The following is a 20,475-nucleotide window of genomic DNA, read 5'->3' on the forward strand; positions in this document are numbered from 1 at the left end:
GCTGACTATAAACATGGCGATAACTGCGAACGGTTTTGGGGATAAAAAAGCGCGTTCGTGGTCTCTTTCTCGCGAGAATTTTCAGGTCAGATAATCATGGATTACCAAATCGCGCGCCATAATATGGTGGAAAATCAGGTTCGGACCAACAAGGTTACCGATCCGCTGGTCATCGCTGCGATGGAGGAAGTTCCACGCGAACAGTTCCTGCCAGAAGGCAAGCGTGGCATTGCATATGTCGATGAAGATATCGCGGTCGGTGGCGGGCGTTTCGCCATGGAGCCGATGGTGATTGCCCGCCTGATGCAATGTGCGGAAATCGCCGAGACAGATGTTGCTTTGGTGATTGGTGCAGGCTTTGGTTATGGAAGCGCATTGATTTCCCGTGTTGCGGAAACGGTTGTTTCTGTCGAAAGCGACAAGGAAATGGCGGCAGCAGCTGAAAAAACTTTCCAGAACGCCAATTACGATAACGTCATCGTTGTTGAAGGTGATCTTGCTGCTGGCTATGCCAAGCAGGCGCCATACAATGTGATTGTCTTTGATGGTGCGGTTGCGGAGGTTCCGGCAGGCATTCTTGAACAAGTGGCTGAGGGCGGTCGTCTGTTGGCAGTTGTTCGTGAAGCTGGAAAAGTCGGCGTCGCACGTCTTTATGAACGCGAAAATGGTGTTATCGGTCATCGTGATCTGTTCGATGCCAATATCCCATATCTTCCAGGCTTTGAGCCGGTAGACAGCTTTGTGTTTTGATCTTTTGAATTGATCGGTTCTTCCGGGCAATTCTTTTTACATAGCGTTCAGTGGATAGGACCCGATGGTTCAAGAAATAAGTTGTCGTGAACTTGCTGCGAAACTTGAACAGGATCGGGCAATTGTCTTGTTGGATGTACGTGAAGACTGGGAAGTCGAAATCTGTATGATCAACGGTGCCAGGCATATTCCGCTATCGAATTTGCCGGGCAGGGTGGATGAACTTCCATCTGGAAAAACTCTTGCGATCATATGTCATCATGGCGTTCGCAGTCGTCATGCGGGTATGTTCCTTGAGGATTACGGATTTAAAGATGTTTTTAATGTTACTGGCGGTATAGATGTTTGGGCGCTTGAAGTGGAGCCTGATATGACACGCTACGATTAGATGATGTGACGATGGAGGAAACGGGGCAAAAATACTTTTTTGCATTCCAAGCGCCTCTTTTCTTGGAAAACTTTCGTTCCATCGTTACCATACGTGAAACTGCGCCGGGGTCGGGACTTGGTGTAGGATTTTACAAGGGTAGATAAATGATAAAACGGTTCTTGCTGACTTGCAGTATTCTCGCAACCGGAGCAACGGTTGCTGGTAGTGCATCTGCGGAAAGTCTTGAGGACGCTCTTATTAAAGCATATCAGAGCAACCCGACACTTGAAGCTGGGCGTGCATCTTTGCGCTCAAGCGACGAAGAAATTTCAACGGCATTGTCAAACTGGCGTCCGAGTGTGACGCTTTCTGGCGATGCCGGTTTCCGTGACTTGGAAACGGATGCAAACGGTACCAAGACGAACAACAACCTGACACCTTATACTCTTGGTCTGGATGTTACCCAGCCGCTTTATCGTGGTGGCCGTACAACAGCAGAAACCGAGCGCGCCGAGGCGCGGATTAAAGCCGCACGCGCATCTTTGCGTTCTACGGAACAGGATGTGATGTTGCAGGTGGCAACGTCCTACTTCAACGTTTTGCGTGATACTGCGGTTGTTGAGCTTAATCAAAACAACGTTCGTGTTCTTGAACGTCAGCTTGAAGCAACGCGTGATCGCTTCGCTGTCGGCGAAGTTACGCGTACCGACGTATCGCAGGCAGAAGCACGCCTTGCGGGTTCGAAGGCTGATCTGATTTCGGCGCAGGGTGCGTTGGCCAATACGCGTGCTCAGTATGAGCGTCTTGTCGGCAACCCGCCAAGCAATCTTGAGATTCCAAACCCGCTTGCCGGTCTTCCGACCAGTGTTTCGGATGTTCTTTCGATTGCGCAAGGGCAGCACCCGGATGTTTTGCAGGCTCTTTACACTGAAGAAGCCGCGAAATCGGATGTCCGTCTGAACGAAGGTTCATTATACCCGGAAGTTAATCTTTCTGCAGGCGTTGAGCGTGCACATGAAAGTTCAACCGAAGAATTCACATCTGACAGTGCTGATATCATTGCATCGGTTTCGGTACCGCTTTATCAGCAAGGTGCAGTTTTCTCGAGCGTGCGTTCGGCAAAGCAGACTGCTGGGCAGGCGCGCATTCAGGTTGATGAATCACGCCGTGCCGTGATCGAAAATGCGACCAGTGCATGGGAAACCCTTGTAACTGCACGGGCAAGCATTGAATCGCAGCAGGCACAGGTTTCCTCGGCAGAAGTCGCCTTGGATGGTGTTCAGCGTGAAGCATCTGTCGGATCACGTACTGTTCTTGATGTTCTTGATCAGGAACAGGAATTGCTGCAGGCACGTGTGGACCTTGTTGGGTCGCGTCGCGATGCCGCGGTTGCCGAATTCCAGGTTAAGGCTGCCTTGGGGGCGTTAAATGCGCAGGTCCTTGGTCTGCCGGTCGAAATTTACGACACTGAGTCCAACTATAATAAAGTCAAGGACCAGTGGTGGGGAACAGACTGACTTGTTGAAACTTCAGGACAGGATGTTTGACATCCTGTCCTGAGAGCAACGTTCGGGTCGATCTGGTTGAATGACACTAGTGCGGAATTTTAATTATGAGTGACGGGCAACAAGAACCTTCAATGGAGGACATCCTCCAGTCGATCCGCAAAATTCTTGCAGATGAGGGTGACGAAGAAAAACAGGAAGCCGCTCCTGAACCCGAACCAACTCCGGAGCCGGAACCAGAGCCGGAACCCGAACCTGAGCCAGAACCCGAAGAAGAAATCGACGAACTCGTTCTCGATGAAGAACCCGAAGAACTTGAGTTTGACGAGGAACCCGAAGAACTTGATCTTGACGAGCCGGAAGAAGATCTGGAACTCGACGATATGCTCGACTTCGACGAGTCTCCGCTTGAAGACGATTTGCCGCCACTTGAAGACGAATTTGACGAACCAGAGCCAGAACCGGCAATGCCGGCCTTGTATGATGACGAGGATGATGAAGAGCCGCTGATTTCCAATATGACGGAATCTTCAGCGACAGGGACCATCTCGGAACTGGCACAAGCTGTTGCAAAAAAACGCGCAGTTACGCTCGGACTAAATGCAGGGCACATTACCTTGGAAGACTTGGTGCGCGATATGTTGCGTCCGCTTCTTAAGGAATGGCTTGACGAAAACCTGCCCTATATGATCGAACGCCTTGTGAAAAAGGAAATCGAGCGGATTGTAAGCCGTGCCGAAGACCTCTAGGCGAGCCGACAGTTGAATTAAAGCGGCGCGCCCGAGGTGCGCCGCTTTTTCTTTGTATAAATGATTAAACCCGCAGCGGATCAAAAGACCATGTTGGAGAAGACCTACAGCCCGGCCGACGTTGAAGGCAGACTTTACGATAAATGGGAAAAATCGGGGGCATTTGCCAGCGATTCGGCCTCAAAAGCCGACCCGTATGTCATTATGATGCCGCCACCCAACGTAACCGGCAGCCTCCATATGGGGCATGCGCTTACTTTTACGCTTCAGGATGTTCTTGTTCGCTATAACCGTATGACCGGCAAGGACACCCTGTGGCAGCCCGGCACTGACCACGCAGGCATTGCAACCCAGATGGTTGTTGAGCGTCAGCTTGGCGAACAGAATGTTACGCGCCATGATCTTGGCCGCGAAAAGTTCGTCGAAAAAGTGTGGGAATGGAAAGAAAAGTCCGGCGGAACCATCACCAACCAGTTGCGTCGTCTTGGCGCCTCGCCAGATTGGGAACGTGAACGTTTCACCATGGACGAAGGCCTATCGGCTGCTGTCCGTAAGGTTTTTGTTACCCTGCACAAACAGGACCTTATTTATCGCGACAAACGCTTGGTGAACTGGGATCCGAAACTTCTGACCGCGATTTCCGATCTTGAAGTCGTTCAGAAAGAAGTCAAAGGCCATTATTGGCATTTCAAATACCCGATCGAAGGCCGCGACGGTGAATTCATTACAGTTGCAACCACGCGTCCGGAAACGATGCTGGGCGATACCGGTGTTGCCGTTCATCCGGAAGATGATCGTTACAAAGACCTGATTGGGCAGTATTGCATTCTGCCGATTGTCGGTCGCCGGATCAAAATTGTTGCTGATGAATATGCCGACCCAGAAAAGGGATCCGGTGCGGTGAAAATCACCCCGGCTCATGATTTTAATGACTTCGAAGTTGGCAAGCGGTGTGATCTGGAAAAGATCAACATTCTTGATGACCATGCCTGCATTAACGACGAAGCGCCTGAAGAATATCGCGGGCTCGACCGGTTTGAAGCGCGCAAGCTTATCGTTGCAAAGATGGATGAGCTGGGGCTGCTTGAGAAAATTGAAGACACCGTTCACATGGTCCCATATGGCGACCGTTCAAACGTTGTGATTGAGCCATATCTGACCGATCAGTGGTTTGTGAATGCAGAAGTTCTTGCCAAACCGGCCACCGAGGCTGTTGAAGATGGCCGCATACGGTTTGTGCCGAAGAATTGGGAAAATACCTATTTTGAATGGATGCGTAACATCCAGCCATGGTGTATCTCACGGCAGCTTTGGTGGGGGCATCGTATCCCGGCATGGTTTGGTCCGGATGGTGAAATCTTCGTAGAAGAAACCGAAGAAGAAGCCATTGCGAGTGCCAAGGCGCATTACGGCAAAGATGTTGAACTGACCCAGGAAACTGACGTTCTTGATACCTGGTTCTCTTCGGCATTGTGGCCATATTCGACGTTGGGCTGGCCCGACAAAACGCCGGAATTGGATAAATATTATCCGGGCGATGTTTTGGTTACCGGTTTTGACATCATTTTCTTCTGGGTCGCCCGGATGATCATGATGGGTATGCATTTCATGGATGGGAAAATTCCGTTCAAGGAAATTTATATCCACGCGCTGGTGCGTGATGAAAACGGCCAGAAAATGTCGAAATCCAAGGGCAACGTGATCGACCCGTTGGAAATCATCGACGAATACGGCTGTGACGCACTCCGCTTCACCTTGACCGCGCTTGCGGCTCAGGGGCGTGATATCAAGCTTGCCGCAAACCGGGTTGAAGGATATCGCAACTTTGCGACCAAGCTTTGGAACGCGGCGCGTTTTGCCGAAATGAACGAATGCAAGCCGATTGCTGGTTTTGATCCTTCTTCAGTGAAATCAACACTGGCACGCTGGATCGTCGGCAAGACGGTTGAAGCGTCCAAAGCTGTTGGGACGGGTATTGAAACGTATCGTTTCAATGATGCGGCGAGTGCGGCTTATCAGTTCGTCTGGGGTTCGTTCTGTGACTGGTATCTGGAACTTTCCAAACCGGTTTTGATGGGCAATGACGAAGAAGCCAAGGCAGAAATTCGTGCGGTTACGGCATGGGTTCTGGATCAGATTTTGCTGATCTTGCACCCGGTCATGCCTTACATCACCGAAGAACTTTGGGAAAAAATATCGGACAATCGCAGCAAAATGCTGATTTCCGAAAGCTATCCGAAGTTCGATGAAGGGTTGATCGACCGCAACGCTGAGGCAGAAGTTGATCTTGCCATTCGTTTGATCGGTGACATTCGGGGTGTTCGTTCCGAAATGAACGTCCCACCGGCGGCAGAAGTGCCGATCTATCTGGTTGATGCAAGTGATGCGATGAAAGCTGCCGTTGCGGCACAAGAAGCACAGGTTAAACGTCTGGCCCGCGTTGCTGAAATAGCCTTCAAAGGGCAGGGAGATGTCAAAGTCATTGCCAAGGGTGCAATCCAGACAGTTGTCGACGGTGTCGCTGTCTTTGTCTCGGTTGCAGATTTCATTGATGTGGCGGCTGAAAAGTCGCGACTTGAAAAAGAAATTCAGGGCAAAAATCAGTATATCAAAGCACAGGAAGGCAAGCTTTCGAACGAGAAGTTCGTCAGCCGTGCGCCTGAACACATCGTGACTGCTGAAAAAGCCAAGCTTGAGGAGGCCCGCGATACGCTGGCCAAACTCAATGAAGCTTTTGAACGCATCGCATCGATGTAATTTGATCCTGAACTTTATCCAAAGAGGTCAGCCTTCGCGGGCTGGCCTCTTTGTTTTTTTAACGTAGCTGTCGATAACAGTAAGAAGATAAAAGTCTTCGCCAGATCGACGAAGAATCGCATAGATTAGCGCTACCATGTCAATGACAGGAACTGTGCTGATCCAATGAATTGGCACAGACTGAATTCTGTCCCGCAAGAATGCCACTGCCAATGCTTGTCGAAGAATGCCCCTATATCGAACCTGTTGATGCCTATGGTGCTTTTGCGCCGTTTGCGGACAGTCATTTTCTCGATTCCGGTGATCGGGATCGGTTTTCCTATATCGTTATGTCACCGATCCATAAGCTGACGTCGAAAAATGGCCAGGTGATGCTTGATGGTTTCCCTGTGCCGGGCGATCCGTTTGATGTGCTGGGTGAGTTGCTTTCACGTTACCAGCAGGAAAGCCATGATGACCTGCCACCCTTCCAAGGTGGGGCCGTGGGTTATTTCGGGTATGAATTGGCCCATCAGACAGAAGTTTTGCCGACTGCTGTGGATGACTGGCTTTCGATGCCCGACATGGTTGTTGGTATTTATGATCTCGTGATTGCGTTTGATCAGGAAGGCCGTCGGATGTGGCTGATTTCCACAGGCACACCCGAGGAAACTGGCCCCGCGCGTGAAAAGCGTGCGATTGAACGGATGGCATTGGTGCGTAAATATCTGCGTCTTGCGCGGCCGCTAATTGATGCTCCGACCGTGCCGCACAAACCATCAAGAACAGCTTGGCAGTCGAACTTTGATCGATCAAGTTTCAAAAGTTCGGTTCAAAAGGTGATTGATTACATTTTTGCGGGCGATATTTTCCAAGCAAATTTGTCGCAAAGCTTTCGGGCGGAATATGACACAGATTCTATCCCCGACCGTTTTAGCCTGTATAGCCGCCTAAGAGAGATCAGTTCGGCACCGTTTGGGGCATTCCTGAATTTTGGGGATGTAGCTGTTTTATCGAATTCTCCTGAACGGTTCCTAAAGGTCAAAAAAGGGCAGGTTGAAACCAAGCCCATCAAAGGAACCCGTCCGCGCGGGGAAACCCCGTTAAGCGATGCAGAACTGGCACAGGAATTAATGCTTTCACCGAAAGATCGGGCGGAAAACATTATGATTGTGGATCTTTTGCGCAATGATTTGTCAAAAGTTTGCAAACCCCATTCGGTCAAAACACCTGCGATCTGTGCGTTGGAAAGTTACGCGAATGTGCATCATTTGGTTTCGACAGTGACCGGGAATTTACAGACCGGTAAGTCCGCTGTGGATCTGTTGCGGGCAAGCTTTCCCGGCGGATCGATCACAGGTGCACCAAAAATTCGCGCGATGGAAATAATCACCGCCCTAGAAGGGACAACCCGCGGAGCCTATTGCGGGGCGATTGGGTATCTGGGTTTTGATGGTGCGATGGATACCAACATTGCCATTCGGTCGCTTTGTGTGAATGGCGGGCGGATGGCTTTTAATGTTGGTGGAGGCATTGTTGCTGACAGTGATCCTGAACTTGAATACGAAGAAACATTGATCAAAGCGACGAAGATGTTTGAGCTGTTTGGTCTTGATGAGGGTGATTTCACGTGATCCTTCTCATCGATAATTACGATTCATTTGTTTTCAATTTGGCGCGCTACATTGAAGAATTAGACCGCAAGGTCATGGTTGTACGCAATGATCAGATCAATGCCGATCAAGTCCGTGCATTAGGACCAGAGGCCATTATTTTCTCCCCCGGACCATGTGGGCCCGATGATGCGGGAAATAGCCTGTCGCTGATTGACACGCTTAAATCAGAATTCCCAATGCTGGGTGTCTGTCTTGGTCATCAATCAATTGCGCAGGCGTTTGGTGGAACAATACGCCGGGCAAAACGCCCGGTCCATGGGATGACTTCTGAAATTCGTCATAGCGGCAAAGGATTGTTTGCCGGATTAAATAATCCTTTGCAAGTAACGCGCTATCACTCACTTATTGTCGAATTGCCAGACGATGGCAGCTTGGTCGAAACTGCAACAGGACCAGAAGGAGAAGTAATGGCGTTTGCCCATAAGGAACTTCCGATATTTGGTGTGCAGTTTCATCCGGAATCGGTTTTGACCGAGCAGGGACATGAGTTGTTGGTAAATTTCATGAACCTAGCTTGCATGCCCGAAACATCAAGATAGAGGGAACAGCGTGATGCAGGTTTGGATGAATGGCAGCTTTTACGATCAGGACAAAGCCGTTATTCCAGTGACAGATCGCGGGTTTCTTCTGGGGGACGGTTTTTTTGAAACGATGCGTGCCCATAACGGCACAATTGCATGGCTTCATTCCCATATCGAACGTCTGGGCTATCATGCTGAGATCGTCAACTTCCCGACCGATTTTCTACCTAGTGCCGAAAAGGTGGCTAGTATTGTGCAGACTTTGGTTACGGAAATTCGTGCCGAAGATGCACTTGTACGTCTGACCGTATCACGTGGTTCGGGAGAACGTGGTTTGTTGCCGCCGTCGAGTTGCAGCCCAACCATCCTGATTACGGTAGCGCCATTTGTTCCGGTTGATCAGAATATTGGCTTGAGCCTATGCACGTCACAAAAAATACGGCGCAATGTCTGGTCCGTAGCAGGCAGCATCAAGAGTTTAAATTATCTTGATAATATTGCAGCCAAGCAAGAAGCGACAGGTTCTGGCGGTGATGATGCACTCATTCTTTCGGCAGATGGGGATGTTGCAGAAACCAGTGTGGCAAACATTTTTGCCATTCAGGGTGATACGCTATGGACGCCACATGAGGGAACGGGGATTCTATGTGGGATTGCACGTAGTTACGTTCTGAAATGGGCCAAGGAATCTGGTGTTAATGTCAATTTTTCTTCAAAACAGCCAGGTATGCTCCGGGACTTTGATGCCGTATTTACGGCAAACGCCCTACAAGGGTTACGTGCTGTTGATAAGGTGGATGGCGAGGATGTTGGTGTCCCTGCGAATACACTCTTCACTGAATTGGCGCGAAAGGTGGAGTTGTCCCTATGCAATGGTATAATCTTTTAACATAAGTTAACCATATCATTGGTATGTTGTGGCCCTGAGTTGTTACAGGATTACCCATGAACGCCCACACGTCCAAACCCGCGTTATCTATTGACCGTTTTGTTGAAAGCCTGCGCAAACATGCTGCGAACGGGAAAAGCCTTAATCTGGGTATTCTCAAAATACCGGCTGATCTGCGATTGGTGACCGATGACTATCGGGCGATTTCACGTGATGCGTTCCATCACTTGCCCGAGAATACGCAGGTCCATCGTCTCGAAAACGGTATGATTGCCTGCATCAAAGGTGGTAAGTGGGCCGATGATGATGCCAGTTTCATCGAGCATGTTCGCGAAACACTTGAAGAGGTTGTCGAACGACAAGGGTTGGGTGCTGTTCCCGAAAACCTTTGGAATCGTTTTCAGTGGCCTGCGGACAAAGAAAAACTTGGTGACATCTTTGGTGTCTCATTGTCGTCAGAACAGACGTCCGGTGGCTATGAGCGGTTTAACATGGCTGAAATGCTGCGCGGAGCGGTCACCACCGATGCAGTGTTCGATTCTTGTCGACGTCAGGCAATCGTGCATTTTGATGATTCTCGCCGACAGGTTCTTGGGCATGAAATTTATTGTTCACTAGATTATTTACGGCAGCATCACCTGGCAAGTTTCCTTCTGGAAGGGTCGGGAGAGCTTGAAGTTCTGCTGAGGGTTCTGGATGAAAAGCTGATGGAGGTTACGGCATCCATTGCACCGTCCATTTTACCAGATCGGCTGCACTTAAATATGAAGGTGCAGACAGTGCTGGGTGAAAGGTTTGCAGATTTTATTGAGCATGATGACGGCCAATTGATTGCAAACATGGCGATTGAGTTTTCAATGGAAAATGCCATTGCGAATTGGTGGGAATTTGAAGATGCATGTAAGTTCCTCCATTCCTTAGGCATTCAAGTTGGGTTAGACCGCATCACCTTGCCGGCTCTTGAATTCCTGTCACCACGCAAGATGAATGTCGATTTTATCAAGGTGATTTGGGATCAGAACATTGTCGGCTCACGTCGCACGGAAGTAGCGGAACGATTGCGCGAATTTGCAACGTTGTTTTCTGAGCAAAATCTTATCCTGACCCGTTGTGACAGGCGGACAGCGTTGCGTATGGGGCGGAGCCTTGGCGTTGATGTGTTTCAAGGAAGTTATATCGATGCCATGCTGGGACCGTATTTGCAGCGTGAGTGTAAAACCAAACGCCGGTCATCTGATAAACGCTGTGCCGTTTGCCAATGGGCGCCGCGCGAAGCGCGTAAAAACGGATGTGATTTCCATTTCCGTGCAGGAAAAATCCTTACGGAAGTTTAAACCCCAAGTTTTTAGGGGTTTTAAGGTGTTTGACAACTGTGCGGCACTTTTCTAAAGTGCGCGCGGTTGATCAATTGTGATCAGCTTTGTCGTTGAAACACGGCGCTTATTCTCAGGGCAGGGTGCAAATCCCTACCGGCGGTAATCCAGTTTTGGAAAGCCCGCGAGCGCCCGTTGGTCTTAAGATCAATGGGGTCAGCAGATCCGGTTAAATTCCGGAGCCGACGGTAATAGTCCGGATGGGAGAGGATAAAGCGTGACGGAAGAACATGAACGCGTTTGCGTGATTGCAAAACCGTCTGCCTGTGACCGTATTGTGACCTGTTTGTCACAAGGTGGGCCTTTCTTTGTTTGCCCTGGTTCGTAAGCCCCATCCGAAGAGGACGGTTATGAATCAGAGTATCGAACCACAATCAGACCTTTCGGTCTTTGGCGATCCGCATGCACGTATGGAACGTGCATTGGCAGATTTGCGCGAAGGCAAAGGTGTTTTGGTTGTCGACGATGAAGATCGCGAAAACGAAGGCGATCTTATATTTTCCGCAGAAAACCTGACCAATGAACAGATGGCCATGCTTATCCGCGATTGTAGCGGTATTGTATGTTTGTGCCTCACCGACGAAAAAGCCACTGCACTTGATCTGCCACCAATGGTCGCAGACAACACGTCAAGCATGGGAACGGGCTTTACCGTCACGATTGAGGCCAAAGTCGGTGTGACTACTGGTGTTTCCGCTGCAGACCGTGTGACCACGGTTAAGGCGGCAATTGCCGATGATGTAAAGCCATCTGACTTGGCGCGCCCAGGTCATGTGTTTCCGTTGCGTGCGCGGTCTGGCGGCGTTCTTGAACGTCGTGGGCACACCGAAGGAACGGTTGATCTGATGCGTTTGGCTGGCTTTAAGCCGGCAGGCGTTTTGTGCGAAGTGACCAATCCCGATGGCACCATGGCGCGGCTTCCAGAATTGGTTGCCTATGCCCAGAAACACGACATGGTCGTGATCAGCATCGAAGATATTGTTGCGTATCGCTGTGCGCTTCAGCAGGCTGCAGAGTAACGTTCACGATCTGAATTTCTTATAGACAAAGGGCCGTGCAAAATTTGCGCGGCCCTTTGTCGTTTTATCAGATTAACCTGATGGTATTCCCAGCTTTAATCGTCAATCATGCACCACACTGGCGTGTGATCAGATGCCTTTTCCTTGCCGCGTGGATCGCGGTCAATGTCAGAAGCGCTTAGCCGGTCGGCTGCTGCAGGGGTCAAAAGAAGATGGTCAATCCGAAGGCCATTATCCTTGTTCCACGCACCAGCCCGGTAATCCCACCAGCTATATTGGTGGCCTTTCGGGTTAAAGGTACGGAACGCATCCGTGTATCCCATATTCATCATGGTTCTCAGGCGTTTGCGTTCTGTTGTCGAGCACAAAACCGTCTCGTGCAACTTGGCAGGATCGTAGACATCGGAATCATCTGGCGCGATGTTGTAATCGCCGCCCATCACTGCTGCTTCGCCACTGGCCTGAATTTTCTCAAATTGGGCAATCAGACGGTCGAGGAAGTTCAGTTTGTAGTAAAACTTTTCGTCACCAATGGCGGTTCCCATAGGGACATATATAGATGCAACACGGACCGGATTGGGTGAGGAGATGGTGGCTTCGATATAACGGGCCTGTTCGTCCTCGTCATTTCCGGGAAGGCCGCGTTCAACATCTTCAATCGGATATTTTGAGAAAATGGCGACACCGTTATAGGTCTTTTGCCCATGGATCGCGATGTTATAGCCAAGATCCTCGATCTCCATCGCCGGGAAGGCGTCGTCAACCGTTTTGGTTTCCTGCAACAAGACGACATCTGGCTTCGCCTCTTGCAGCCATTCAAGAATATTGGGCAAACGGGCCTTGATCGAGTTGACGTTCCAAGTAGCGATTTTCATTCGTTCCTCGATTCTTGCAGGTGTCAGGGTGTTCTGGTCAAACAAAACGGGGTCCGAAAATAACGGACCCCGTTTTATAAATCGTTTTTCTGACTTGGATCAAACTGAGAAACTCGATCCACATCCACAAGACGATGTTGCATTCGGGTTATTCACACGAAACGCAGAACCCACCAATTCACGGACAAAATCAATTTCGGCACCGCCCAAAAGATCAAGCGACACTTCATCAATTACCATTTTCGCACCATGGTTTTCGAAGATGCAATCTTCGCTGGTGGTGCCCGCATCTAGTGAGAACTCATACTGAAATCCACTGCAGCCGCCGCCAGAAACCTGCAAACGCAGCATCGTGTTCGCAGCACCTTCGCTTGCGATCAGTTCCTGAATACGTTTCGCGGCACTTTCAGTCATTTGGACTTGCCGTGATGCTTCGGTCATTCAACACTCCTTGATCTTCACCCACCGGATAAATGGCAGGGATAGTTCCGATTCTTGTCCGTATGATAGCACGGCAAGATCGTAGTATTTAAGTCACTATTTAGCGCGCATGGCTGAAATGTCAAAACCTGTAATCAGCTTTGCCAAGGGTGACTTGCGTTTTGGGCCGAAATGGCTCAAAACAAGCCCCAGTCAAATGGTCCTTGGGGCCAAAACCAAAAAATGCAAAGTTCAAAGTCATGAATGTTTTCAGCTTGTTGAAAAGCGACATTGAGAATCAGCTTCTCGCCCTTGAGAAAGATGGAGTTCTCCCATCTGGAACCGACACAACACGTGTAACGGTAGAACCGCCACGCGACCCGTCACATGGGGATGCCGCAACCAATGCCGCGATGCTTTTGTCCAAGTCAGCGGGCATGAAACCGCGTGATCTGGCTGAAAAACTGGCTGAAAAACTCCGACTGCTTGATCATATCGAAAATGTTGAAATTGCAGGCCCCGGTTTTATCAACTTGCGGATGGCCGATCAGTTCTGGCTGTCGCAAGTTGCCCAAGTGCTTGAAGTTGGCATGGACTATGGCAATAGCAACCTTGGTAAGGGCGAAAAGATCAACGTTGAATATGTTTCGGCCAACCCGACCGGCCCGATGCATGTGGGGCATTGCCGTGGTGCTGTTGTTGGTGATGTTTTGGCTAACCTGCTCGCCAAAGCAGGCTATGTCGTTACCAAAGAATATTACACCAATGATGCTGGTGCGCAGGTTGATGTTCTGGCGCGCTCCCTTCATATGCGTTACCGCGAAGCACTTGGCGAAAACATTGGTGACATCCCGCAGGGTCTTTATCCCGGTGATTATCTGGTCGCGCCAGCAAAGAAGTTGGCCGAGCGCGATGGTGATAAATGGGTGAATGCCGGTGAAGAAGCATGGCTTGAAGAATTCCGTGGTTTTGCCATCGTTGAAATGATGGCGCTCATCAAGGAAGACCTTCGCATGCTGGGTGTTTCCCATGACGTGTTTACATCTGAAGACGGGTTGGTCAAAGCCGGTAAAGTTCAATCTGCCTTTGAGCATCTTGAGAAAAAGGGCGACATTTACGTCGGTGTTCTTGAGCCACCAAAAGGCAAAACACCCGACGATTGGGAACCGCGCCCACAGACTCTTTTCCGCGCGACCGATTTTGGCGATGACGTTGACCGTCCGCTGAAAAAATCTGATGGCACCTGGACCTATTTTGCATCCGACATTGCCTATCACTTTGATAAGTATGAACGTGGCTTTAATCTGATGATCGATATCTTCGGTGCCGATCACGGTGGTTACGTCAAACGGATGAAAGCTGCGACCAAGGCAATCACCAAGGGTGAAGGTGATCTGGACGTTAAGCTGTGTCAGCTTGTCAGCCTGTTTGACAATGGCGAACCGGTCAAAATGTCCAAGCGTGCCGGAACATTCGTTACTCTGCGTGACGTTGTTGAACGTGTTGGCAAGGATGTTGTGCGCTTCATCATGTTGACCCGTAAAAACGATGCAGCACTTGAATTTGATTTTGCCAAGGTCACAGAACAGTCCAAAGATAACCCGGTCTTTTATGTTCAGTACGCCAATGCGCGTGTTAATTCGGTGTTCCGTCAGGCTGGCGAAGCTTTTCCGGGGCAGGATTTCTCTGAGGAAACACTTCGCGGTGCTGATTTGTCTCAGCTATCGACCGAAGAAGAAAAACTTCTTGTGCGGCGCATGGCGGAATGGCCCCGCATTGTGGAGCAGGCAGCTGTTGCGCATGAGCCCCATCGTATTGCCTTTTTCCTGACAGAAATTGCCGCAGAATTCCATGCATTGTGGAACAAAGGACGCGACAACACATCGCTGCGCTTCATCGTTGCCGATGATCTTGCAGCGACTCTGGCGCGTTTGGCGATGATTCGGGCAGTTGCGATTGTGATTGCGTCGGGTCTTGATGTGCTTGGCGTAAAGCCTGTCGAGGAGATGTAAAATATGAACGAAGAACACGGTCATGACCTTCATGCGCAACGTGCCGATCACTATCCGGCGGAGCCGCCTGCGCGGAAAAGTATGATGAAGGGAATTGTTACCGTGTTCTTCGGGATTGCCGTGGTTGCTGGCGGACTTGGTGGGGCAGGGTATTGGTTCTACAATCAAGGGCAACCTATTCAGGATGATGGTAAGTTACCAATTCTTCTTCCTGATCCTTCTCCCATCAAAATCAGACCAGAAGATCCGGGCGGGATGGAAGTTCCTCACCGCAACACCACGGTCTATGATCAGCTAAGCGATGTTGATCCAGATGCAAATGTGGTGCTGCAGGAATTGCCAGACATGCCACGTACGCCAGAAGTTGCCCCGACGAAAAAGGCGACACCGGTTGTCGAAGAGCCGACGGCGGAGTCAGCAGAATCCGAAATGGTAGATGAGGCCGAAACGGTGGCTGAAGCAGAAAATGCTCCTGTGGACGAGAGTACCGCTGTTAAAGCGCCAGAAATTGCCACACCAGCATTAACTGATGCGCAAAAGGCCCTTGTTGCTGCCGAACAGCGGACGGCGGAAACCAAAACTGCCAAACCAAGTGCCCCGCAAACCAGTTCCGCTGCCGTATCAACAGGTGATTTTCGTATTCAGTTGGCATCTGTTCGCGAAGAAACTGGTGCATCGGCGGAATGGAAAAGATTGTCTTCGAAAAACAAAGACTTACTTGGTAGTCTTCAGATGTTCGTGCAGCGCACTGAGCTTGAAGACAAGGGGGTCTATTATCGTTTGCAAGCTGGACCCTTGGCCGATGCAACTGCGGCGGAAAAGCTGTGCGCTGATTTGAAACAACGCAATGTGGGGTGCCTCATTGTCCGGCCTTGAAGTCAATAAACCGCGCGCCTGTATTTTGGGCGTTGGCGGTACGGAACTAAGCAATTGGGAAAAGGGGTTCTTTCGGGAAGCTGCTCCTTGCGGTTTCATCCTGTTTGCGCGCAATGTCGAAGATCGCAATCAGGTCCGTGCCCTGACCAAATCATTGCGTGACGTTGTCGGCAACATCAATATTCCAATTTTTGTCGATCAGGAAGGTGGGCGCGTCATGCGCCTGAAACCACCACATTGGCGTAAAATTCCGGCTGCGGGTTTGTTTGGTGATCTGTTCGATACAAAGCCAGACGACGCGCGTGAGGCGGCCTATATCAATGCGCGCCTGATGGCGATGGATTTACGCGATGCAGGGTTTAACACCGCCTGTGCGCCCGTTCTTGATCTACGTTTCCCCGGAATGAGTGACGTGGTCGGCGATCGTTCTTATGGGGCGGATGTCGGTAAAGTGGTCATGTTGGCAAGCGCTGTTGCCGCAGGTCTGCTTGATGGCGGCATTGCACCTGTCATTAAACATATTCCCGGACACGGTCGCGCATCCGTCGACAGTCATAAAGATCTGCCCGTTGTGTCGGCATCTCATGCAGACCTTACCCGGCTTGATTTTGCGCCATTCATGCAGATGAAAGATGTCCTGGCGGCAATGTCGGCCCATTTACTGTTTACCGCAATTGATGACCAACGGCCCGGTACCGTATCACCAACCATTATCAATGATGTGATCCGTGGCGAGATCGGGTTCGAGAACCTGTTGATCAGTGATGACCTGTCAATGGAAGCACTGGGTGGTTCGATTGCCAGCCGGACGCATGAATGCCTGCAGGCAGGCTGTGATATAGCACTTCATTGCAATGGTAAGCGCACTGAGATGGAAGAAGTTGTTTCCATGACGCCACTTCTAAGCGGAAATGCACTGTCGCGTGCGCAGACGTTCACCAACCAGATTGCCAGCTTTAAAGCAGATACGCCGTCGTCATCGCAGTTAACCGACTGGCGCATGCGCCTTGCGGACTTGTTGGCGTCGGTCTGGACGGCTGAGGATACCATCAAGTGAACGACGCTATTGATCTGATCATTTCTGCATCAACCTGGATAATTCCGGTGTTGCTTGCCGTCACACTGCATGAAGCAGCCCATGGTTTTGCCGCCAAATTGTTTGGTGATGATACGGCGCAGCGTATGGGCCGTTTAAGTCTTAACCCGATCCGTCATATCGATCCTGTCGGGACGGTGTTGATCCCCGGGTTACTGCTGATTACAGCCGCACCATTCCTGTTTGGCTATGCGAAACCGGTCCCGGTGGCATTCCATCGCCTTCATCCGCAGCGCCTTGGCATTATCGGCGTTGCTGTTGCCGGGCCTGCAACGAATGTGATGCTTGCGATTGTCTCGATCCTGCTTCTGGTTTGGCTGCCGAGTTTTTCACCTGCCGTCAATGACTGGCTGGGGACAATGTTAAACCAGTCGATTTGGTTGAACTGCATTCTGGCAGTATTTAACATGCTACCAATCCCACCCTTGGATGGCGGGCGCGTTTTGACGGCAATTTCACCACTTCCAGTGGCACGGGTCTTGGCGCGTATGGAAAAAACCGGCATGATCGTTTTGATCGGTCTGGTTTTTCTTCTGCCATATGTGACGGCGAAGCTTGGCATAGACTTGCCGATCTTTCAGTGGTTGGTTCTAGAACCCGCCAACGCATTGGTCAGGTTGCTGGCAAATATCTTTGCCTGATTACTAGGGCGGCAAAACGGATCAGTCTGGGGAACAGTCGGGGACAGATGGCAGACCAGTTCGAATTGGAAATTCCGGACGAGGTGTTCGACAAAAAGCCGGTCGATGACGAAGGACCGAGTCTTGCTGAACGGCTGATCCTTGATCTGGAGGGGTTTGAAGGCCCGCTTGATGTTCTGCTTGAACTGGCACGTGACCAGAAGGTCGATATCATCAAGATTTCGATTCTTGATCTGGCCGAGCAATATCTTAAATTTATCAATTCAGCACAGGGCCTTCGCCTTGAACTTGCAGCCGACTATTTGGTCATGGCCGCATGGCTTGCCTATCTGAAATCACGATTGCTGCTGCCCAAACAGGCAAGTGATGAAGACGAACTCAGCGCCGAAGAAATGGCCGAACTTCTTGCCTTCCAGCTTAAACGTCTTGAGGCGATGAAAGCAGCAGGTGAAAAGTTACTTGAACGGCCAAATTTGGGGCGGGAATTCTTTGCACGCGGCGCACCAGAAGAAATACGTGTTACAACGGCCTCTGTTTACGATGCTTCGCTTTATGATCTTTTAAAAGCTTATGCGCAGATCATGCTGACCTCTGAAAGCAAGACCTTGGAGATCGAGGCATTTGATCTTTACGCCATGGATGATGCGATCCAAAGGTTGCGTGATCTCTTCGGTCGGCGGCTTGTTCCGACCTGGACGAAGCTCCTTGAATTCATGCCGCATGGCTTGGGCACACCGCTTAAGGCACGTTCTGCTTTGGCGGCTCATTTCGTAGCAAGTCTTGAGATGTGCCGTGATGGCGAACTTGAAATTTCACAAGAAGAAACCTTTGGTCCTATTTTGTTGCGATCACCGCAAAAGCCACGCGAAGGGGATTTGCCCCGTCCCAATCCGGCAGATCCAGCATGGGACTGATAATGAGGGGCAGGGTATAAGTGATGAGCGAAGACGCACAGTTTGAAATCGAAGGCGTTGATACGGGACCTGACATTGATTTTCAGCACATCCGTGTCGTGGAAGCTGTGTTGTTTGCATCAGCGGAACCGGTTAGTGAACGGGTTATTGCGGCACGCTTGCCCGAAGGCACTGATGTTTCGGCAATTCTGAACGATATTGCCAAAACCTATGCACCACGTGGCGTTAATCTGAAACGGGTAGGCGAAAAGTGGGCGTTTAGAACCGCAACCGATTTGGCGGGCGACCTTCATATCGAGGTGGAAAAAGCCAAGAAAATGACGCGTGCGACGTTGGAAACACTTGCGATCATTGCTTATCACGAGCCGGTCACCCGTTCCGAAGTCGAAGAAATCCGTGGGGTTGCACTGTCTAAAGGCACACTTGATATTCTGCTTGAAGCCAAATGGATACGTCCGCGTGGTCGCAAACGTGTGCCGGGCCGTCCGGTTCTTTGGGCGACGACCGATGACTTCCTTGATCATTTCGGTTTGGAAAATCGTGACGACCTTCCGGGGCTTGCGGATCTGAAAGCCGCCGGGTTGCTTGATAGTCGGCCGGGTATGGGCCGCTATGGGGCTAATTCGGATGATGATGCATTGCCGGATCTGGTTGATGATGGCGAAGTTGCCGATGCCGTTGTCGAAGAGGCGCTTACGACGCGAAATCTCGAAGACCTTGATGAAACGATCTATTCAGACAATCCCAATCTGATGGATGAAGGCGAACGAGAGATCGAGACGGATCTGGATGCAGATTCCGATGACGATTTCATCAGAGAACCGGAAGATGACCCGACGCGTGACTGATGAAGGATTTGAGGGATAGATTGATCCATCTTCTTGCATCCGAAGGGTTGGGACCTTAAGTTCTACGAAAGATTTCGCTAATCATTTGCACTTCTGAGTGCGCGACAACTGCAGTTAAAAGAGAATTTGGATGACCGACGGCCTTAAGATGTCGAATGTCTCGCATATGTTCGGTGATAATCGGGTATTGCACGAGGTAAGCTTCGATGTCGCTCCGGGGGAACTGGTGTGTTTGTTGGGGCCTTCGGGATGTGGCAAAACGACCGCCCTTCGCTTGGCTGCCGGGCTTGAACAATTGCAGGTCGGGGAAATTACTGTCAGCGATCAGGTTGTTGCGCGACCGGGCGAATATGTCGAGCCGGAAAAACGCGGTGTCGGCATGGTCTTTCAGGATTATGCCCTGTTTCCACATCTAAACGTTTCCAAGAATATTGGTTTCGGCTTACGGCATTTTTCCGAAAGTGAACGTTCTGAAGCCATAAAGAAGGCTTTGGCGCAAGTTGGCATGGCCGACTATCTTAATGCCTTTCCGCATGAACTTTCAGGTGGTCAGCAACAGCGCATCGCGTTGGCGCGGGCCTTGGCCGCGACGCCACGTATAATGTTGCTGGATGAACCGTTTTCCGGACTTGACGTTGCAAGGCGGGCAGATCTTCGTGACACAACCCTGCATGTTCTAAAAAACGCCGGCATTGCAACCGTCATGGTGACCCATGATCCACAAGAAGCCATGTATATGGCAGACCGGATCATTATCATGAATGAAGGTGCGATTATGCAGGATGGGACACCTGAAGAGCTGTATTTTCATCCCGATAACCGATTTGTTGCCTCCTTCTTTGGCGAAGTGAATCATTTCTCTGCAAAAGTCTCCAACGGCACGATTTTCACACCCGTCGGCGAAATCACAAACGTCGAATATGATGATGGCACAGACGTTGATGTTTTGATCCGTCCAGAGGGCCTTCATGTTGGTGATGCGGTGAATGGCCATGATATTTTGGCAAATGTTGATGCGGTTCGGGTTTTGGGGGAAGTCAACCTGATGCATTTGACGTTGCAGAAGGGCGGACACATCCATGCCCGCGTTCCACGGCGCTTTTCGACATTAAATCAGAACTCTGTCGCTATAACGCTTGATCCTGAGATGACCTTCGTGTTTCCTATGTCCTGACGCGGCAAACTGTTCCCAACCGTTAAAAGGG

At 50.4% G+C, this 20,475-nt stretch carries 19 protein-coding genes and 1 riboswitch; of the genes, 17 read left to right on the forward strand and 2 right to left on the reverse strand.

The features are described 5' to 3' along the window. Window positions 1–96 precede the first annotated feature (96 nt). From RIC05_RS16880 to ribB, 10 genes are all read left to right on the forward strand, one after another. The gene (locus RIC05_RS16880) at window positions 97–750 is read left to right on the forward strand and encodes a protein-L-isoaspartate O-methyltransferase family protein (protein ID WP_350045783.1); all 654 of its coding nucleotides are present in this window, start codon (window positions 97–99) and stop codon (window positions 748–750) included. Window positions 751–814: 64 nt separating this feature from the next. Then, a complete protein-coding gene (locus RIC05_RS16885) occupies window positions 815–1,138 on the forward strand; it encodes a rhodanese-like domain-containing protein (RefSeq protein ID WP_350045784.1) in 324 nt (107 codons plus the stop codon). 146 nt (window positions 1,139–1,284) lie between these two features. Next, on the forward strand, window positions 1,285–2,637 hold the full coding sequence (locus RIC05_RS16890; protein WP_350040897.1) for a TolC family outer membrane protein: 1,353 nt from the start codon (window positions 1,285–1,287) through the stop codon (window positions 2,635–2,637). Window positions 2,638–2,759: 122 nt separating this feature from the next. Further along, window positions 2,760–3,374, forward strand: coding sequence for a DUF2497 domain-containing protein (locus RIC05_RS16895; RefSeq protein ID WP_350045785.1), 615 nt, complete (start codon window positions 2,760–2,762; stop codon window positions 3,372–3,374). Between the two features lie 90 nt (window positions 3,375–3,464). Next, the gene (locus RIC05_RS16900; RefSeq protein WP_350045786.1) at window positions 3,465–6,131 is read left to right on the forward strand and encodes a valine--tRNA ligase; all 2,667 of its coding nucleotides are present in this window, start codon (window positions 3,465–3,467) and stop codon (window positions 6,129–6,131) included. Between the two features lie 212 nt (window positions 6,132–6,343). Next, window positions 6,344–7,744 carry an aminodeoxychorismate synthase component I gene (pabB, locus tag RIC05_RS16905; RefSeq protein ID WP_350045787.1) on the forward strand — a complete coding sequence of 467 codons (1,401 nt, stop codon included), beginning with the start codon at window positions 6,344–6,346 and terminating at the stop codon, window positions 7,742–7,744. Continuing rightward, window positions 7,741–8,325 (forward strand): anthranilate synthase component II, encoded by a 585-nt coding sequence (locus RIC05_RS16910; protein WP_350045788.1) that lies wholly within the window; start codon window positions 7,741–7,743, stop codon window positions 8,323–8,325. The genes pabB and RIC05_RS16910 overlap by 4 nt, the downstream gene beginning before the upstream one ends. A gap of 13 nt (window positions 8,326–8,338) precedes the next feature. Then, a complete protein-coding gene (locus RIC05_RS16915; protein ID WP_350045789.1) occupies window positions 8,339–9,196 on the forward strand; it encodes an aminotransferase class IV in 858 nt (285 codons plus the stop codon). Window positions 9,197–9,687: 491 nt separating this feature from the next. Further along, the gene (locus RIC05_RS16920) at window positions 9,688–10,530 is read left to right on the forward strand and encodes an EAL domain-containing protein (protein WP_350045790.1); all 843 of its coding nucleotides are present in this window, start codon (window positions 9,688–9,690) and stop codon (window positions 10,528–10,530) included. Window positions 10,531–10,634: 104 nt separating this feature from the next. Further along, window positions 10,635–10,785: riboswitch (FMN riboswitch) on the forward strand. Between the two features lie 134 nt (window positions 10,786–10,919). Beyond that, window positions 10,920–11,588 (forward strand): 3,4-dihydroxy-2-butanone-4-phosphate synthase, encoded by a 669-nt coding sequence (gene ribB / locus RIC05_RS16925; protein WP_350045791.1) that lies wholly within the window; start codon window positions 10,920–10,922, stop codon window positions 11,586–11,588. A gap of 95 nt (window positions 11,589–11,683) precedes the next feature. Here ribB and xth read toward each other — a convergent pair whose 3' ends face one another. Beyond that, window positions 11,684–12,463 (reverse strand): exodeoxyribonuclease III, encoded by a 780-nt coding sequence (gene xth / locus RIC05_RS16930; RefSeq protein ID WP_350045792.1) that lies wholly within the window; start codon window positions 12,461–12,463, stop codon window positions 11,684–11,686. 99 nt (window positions 12,464–12,562) lie between these two features. Then, window positions 12,563–12,904 carry an iron-sulfur cluster insertion protein ErpA gene (gene erpA / locus RIC05_RS16935; RefSeq protein WP_350043677.1) on the reverse strand — a complete coding sequence of 114 codons (342 nt, stop codon included), beginning with the start codon at window positions 12,902–12,904 and terminating at the stop codon, window positions 12,563–12,565. 239 nt (window positions 12,905–13,143) lie between these two features. Between erpA and argS the strand changes: the two genes are divergently transcribed. The 7 genes from argS (at window position 13,144) to RIC05_RS16970 (ending at window position 20,444) form a co-directional block, all read left to right on the forward strand. Next, the gene (argS, locus tag RIC05_RS16940) at window positions 13,144–14,895 is read left to right on the forward strand and encodes an arginine--tRNA ligase (protein WP_350043678.1); all 1,752 of its coding nucleotides are present in this window, start codon (window positions 13,144–13,146) and stop codon (window positions 14,893–14,895) included. 3 nt (window positions 14,896–14,898) lie between these two features. After that, entirely contained in the window at window positions 14,899–15,771 is an 873-nt protein-coding gene (locus RIC05_RS16945; protein ID WP_350045793.1) for an SPOR domain-containing protein, read from the forward strand. Beyond that, window positions 15,758–16,828: a beta-N-acetylhexosaminidase gene (gene nagZ / locus RIC05_RS16950; RefSeq protein ID WP_350045794.1), complete on the forward strand. Its 1,071-nt coding sequence runs from the start codon at window positions 15,758–15,760 to the stop codon at window positions 16,826–16,828. The genes RIC05_RS16945 and nagZ overlap by 14 nt, the downstream gene beginning before the upstream one ends. Continuing rightward, entirely contained in the window at window positions 16,825–17,508 is a 684-nt protein-coding gene (locus RIC05_RS16955; RefSeq protein WP_350045795.1) for a site-2 protease family protein, read from the forward strand. The genes nagZ and RIC05_RS16955 overlap by 4 nt, the downstream gene beginning before the upstream one ends. Window positions 17,509–17,555: 47 nt before the next feature. Then, window positions 17,556–18,422, forward strand: coding sequence for a segregation and condensation protein A (locus RIC05_RS16960; protein WP_350045796.1), 867 nt, complete (start codon window positions 17,556–17,558; stop codon window positions 18,420–18,422). 23 nt (window positions 18,423–18,445) lie between these two features. Beyond that, window positions 18,446–19,270 (forward strand): SMC-Scp complex subunit ScpB, encoded by an 825-nt coding sequence (gene scpB / locus RIC05_RS16965; protein WP_350045797.1) that lies wholly within the window; start codon window positions 18,446–18,448, stop codon window positions 19,268–19,270. Window positions 19,271–19,400: 130 nt separating this feature from the next. After that, on the forward strand, window positions 19,401–20,444 hold the full coding sequence (locus tag RIC05_RS16970) for an ABC transporter ATP-binding protein (RefSeq protein WP_350045798.1): 1,044 nt from the start codon (window positions 19,401–19,403) through the stop codon (window positions 20,442–20,444). Window positions 20,445–20,475 lie beyond the last annotated feature (31 nt).

This window comes from Thalassospira sp. (genome assembly GCF_040218635.1).
Classification (GTDB): Bacteria; Pseudomonadota; Alphaproteobacteria; order Rhodospirillales; family Thalassospiraceae; genus Thalassospira.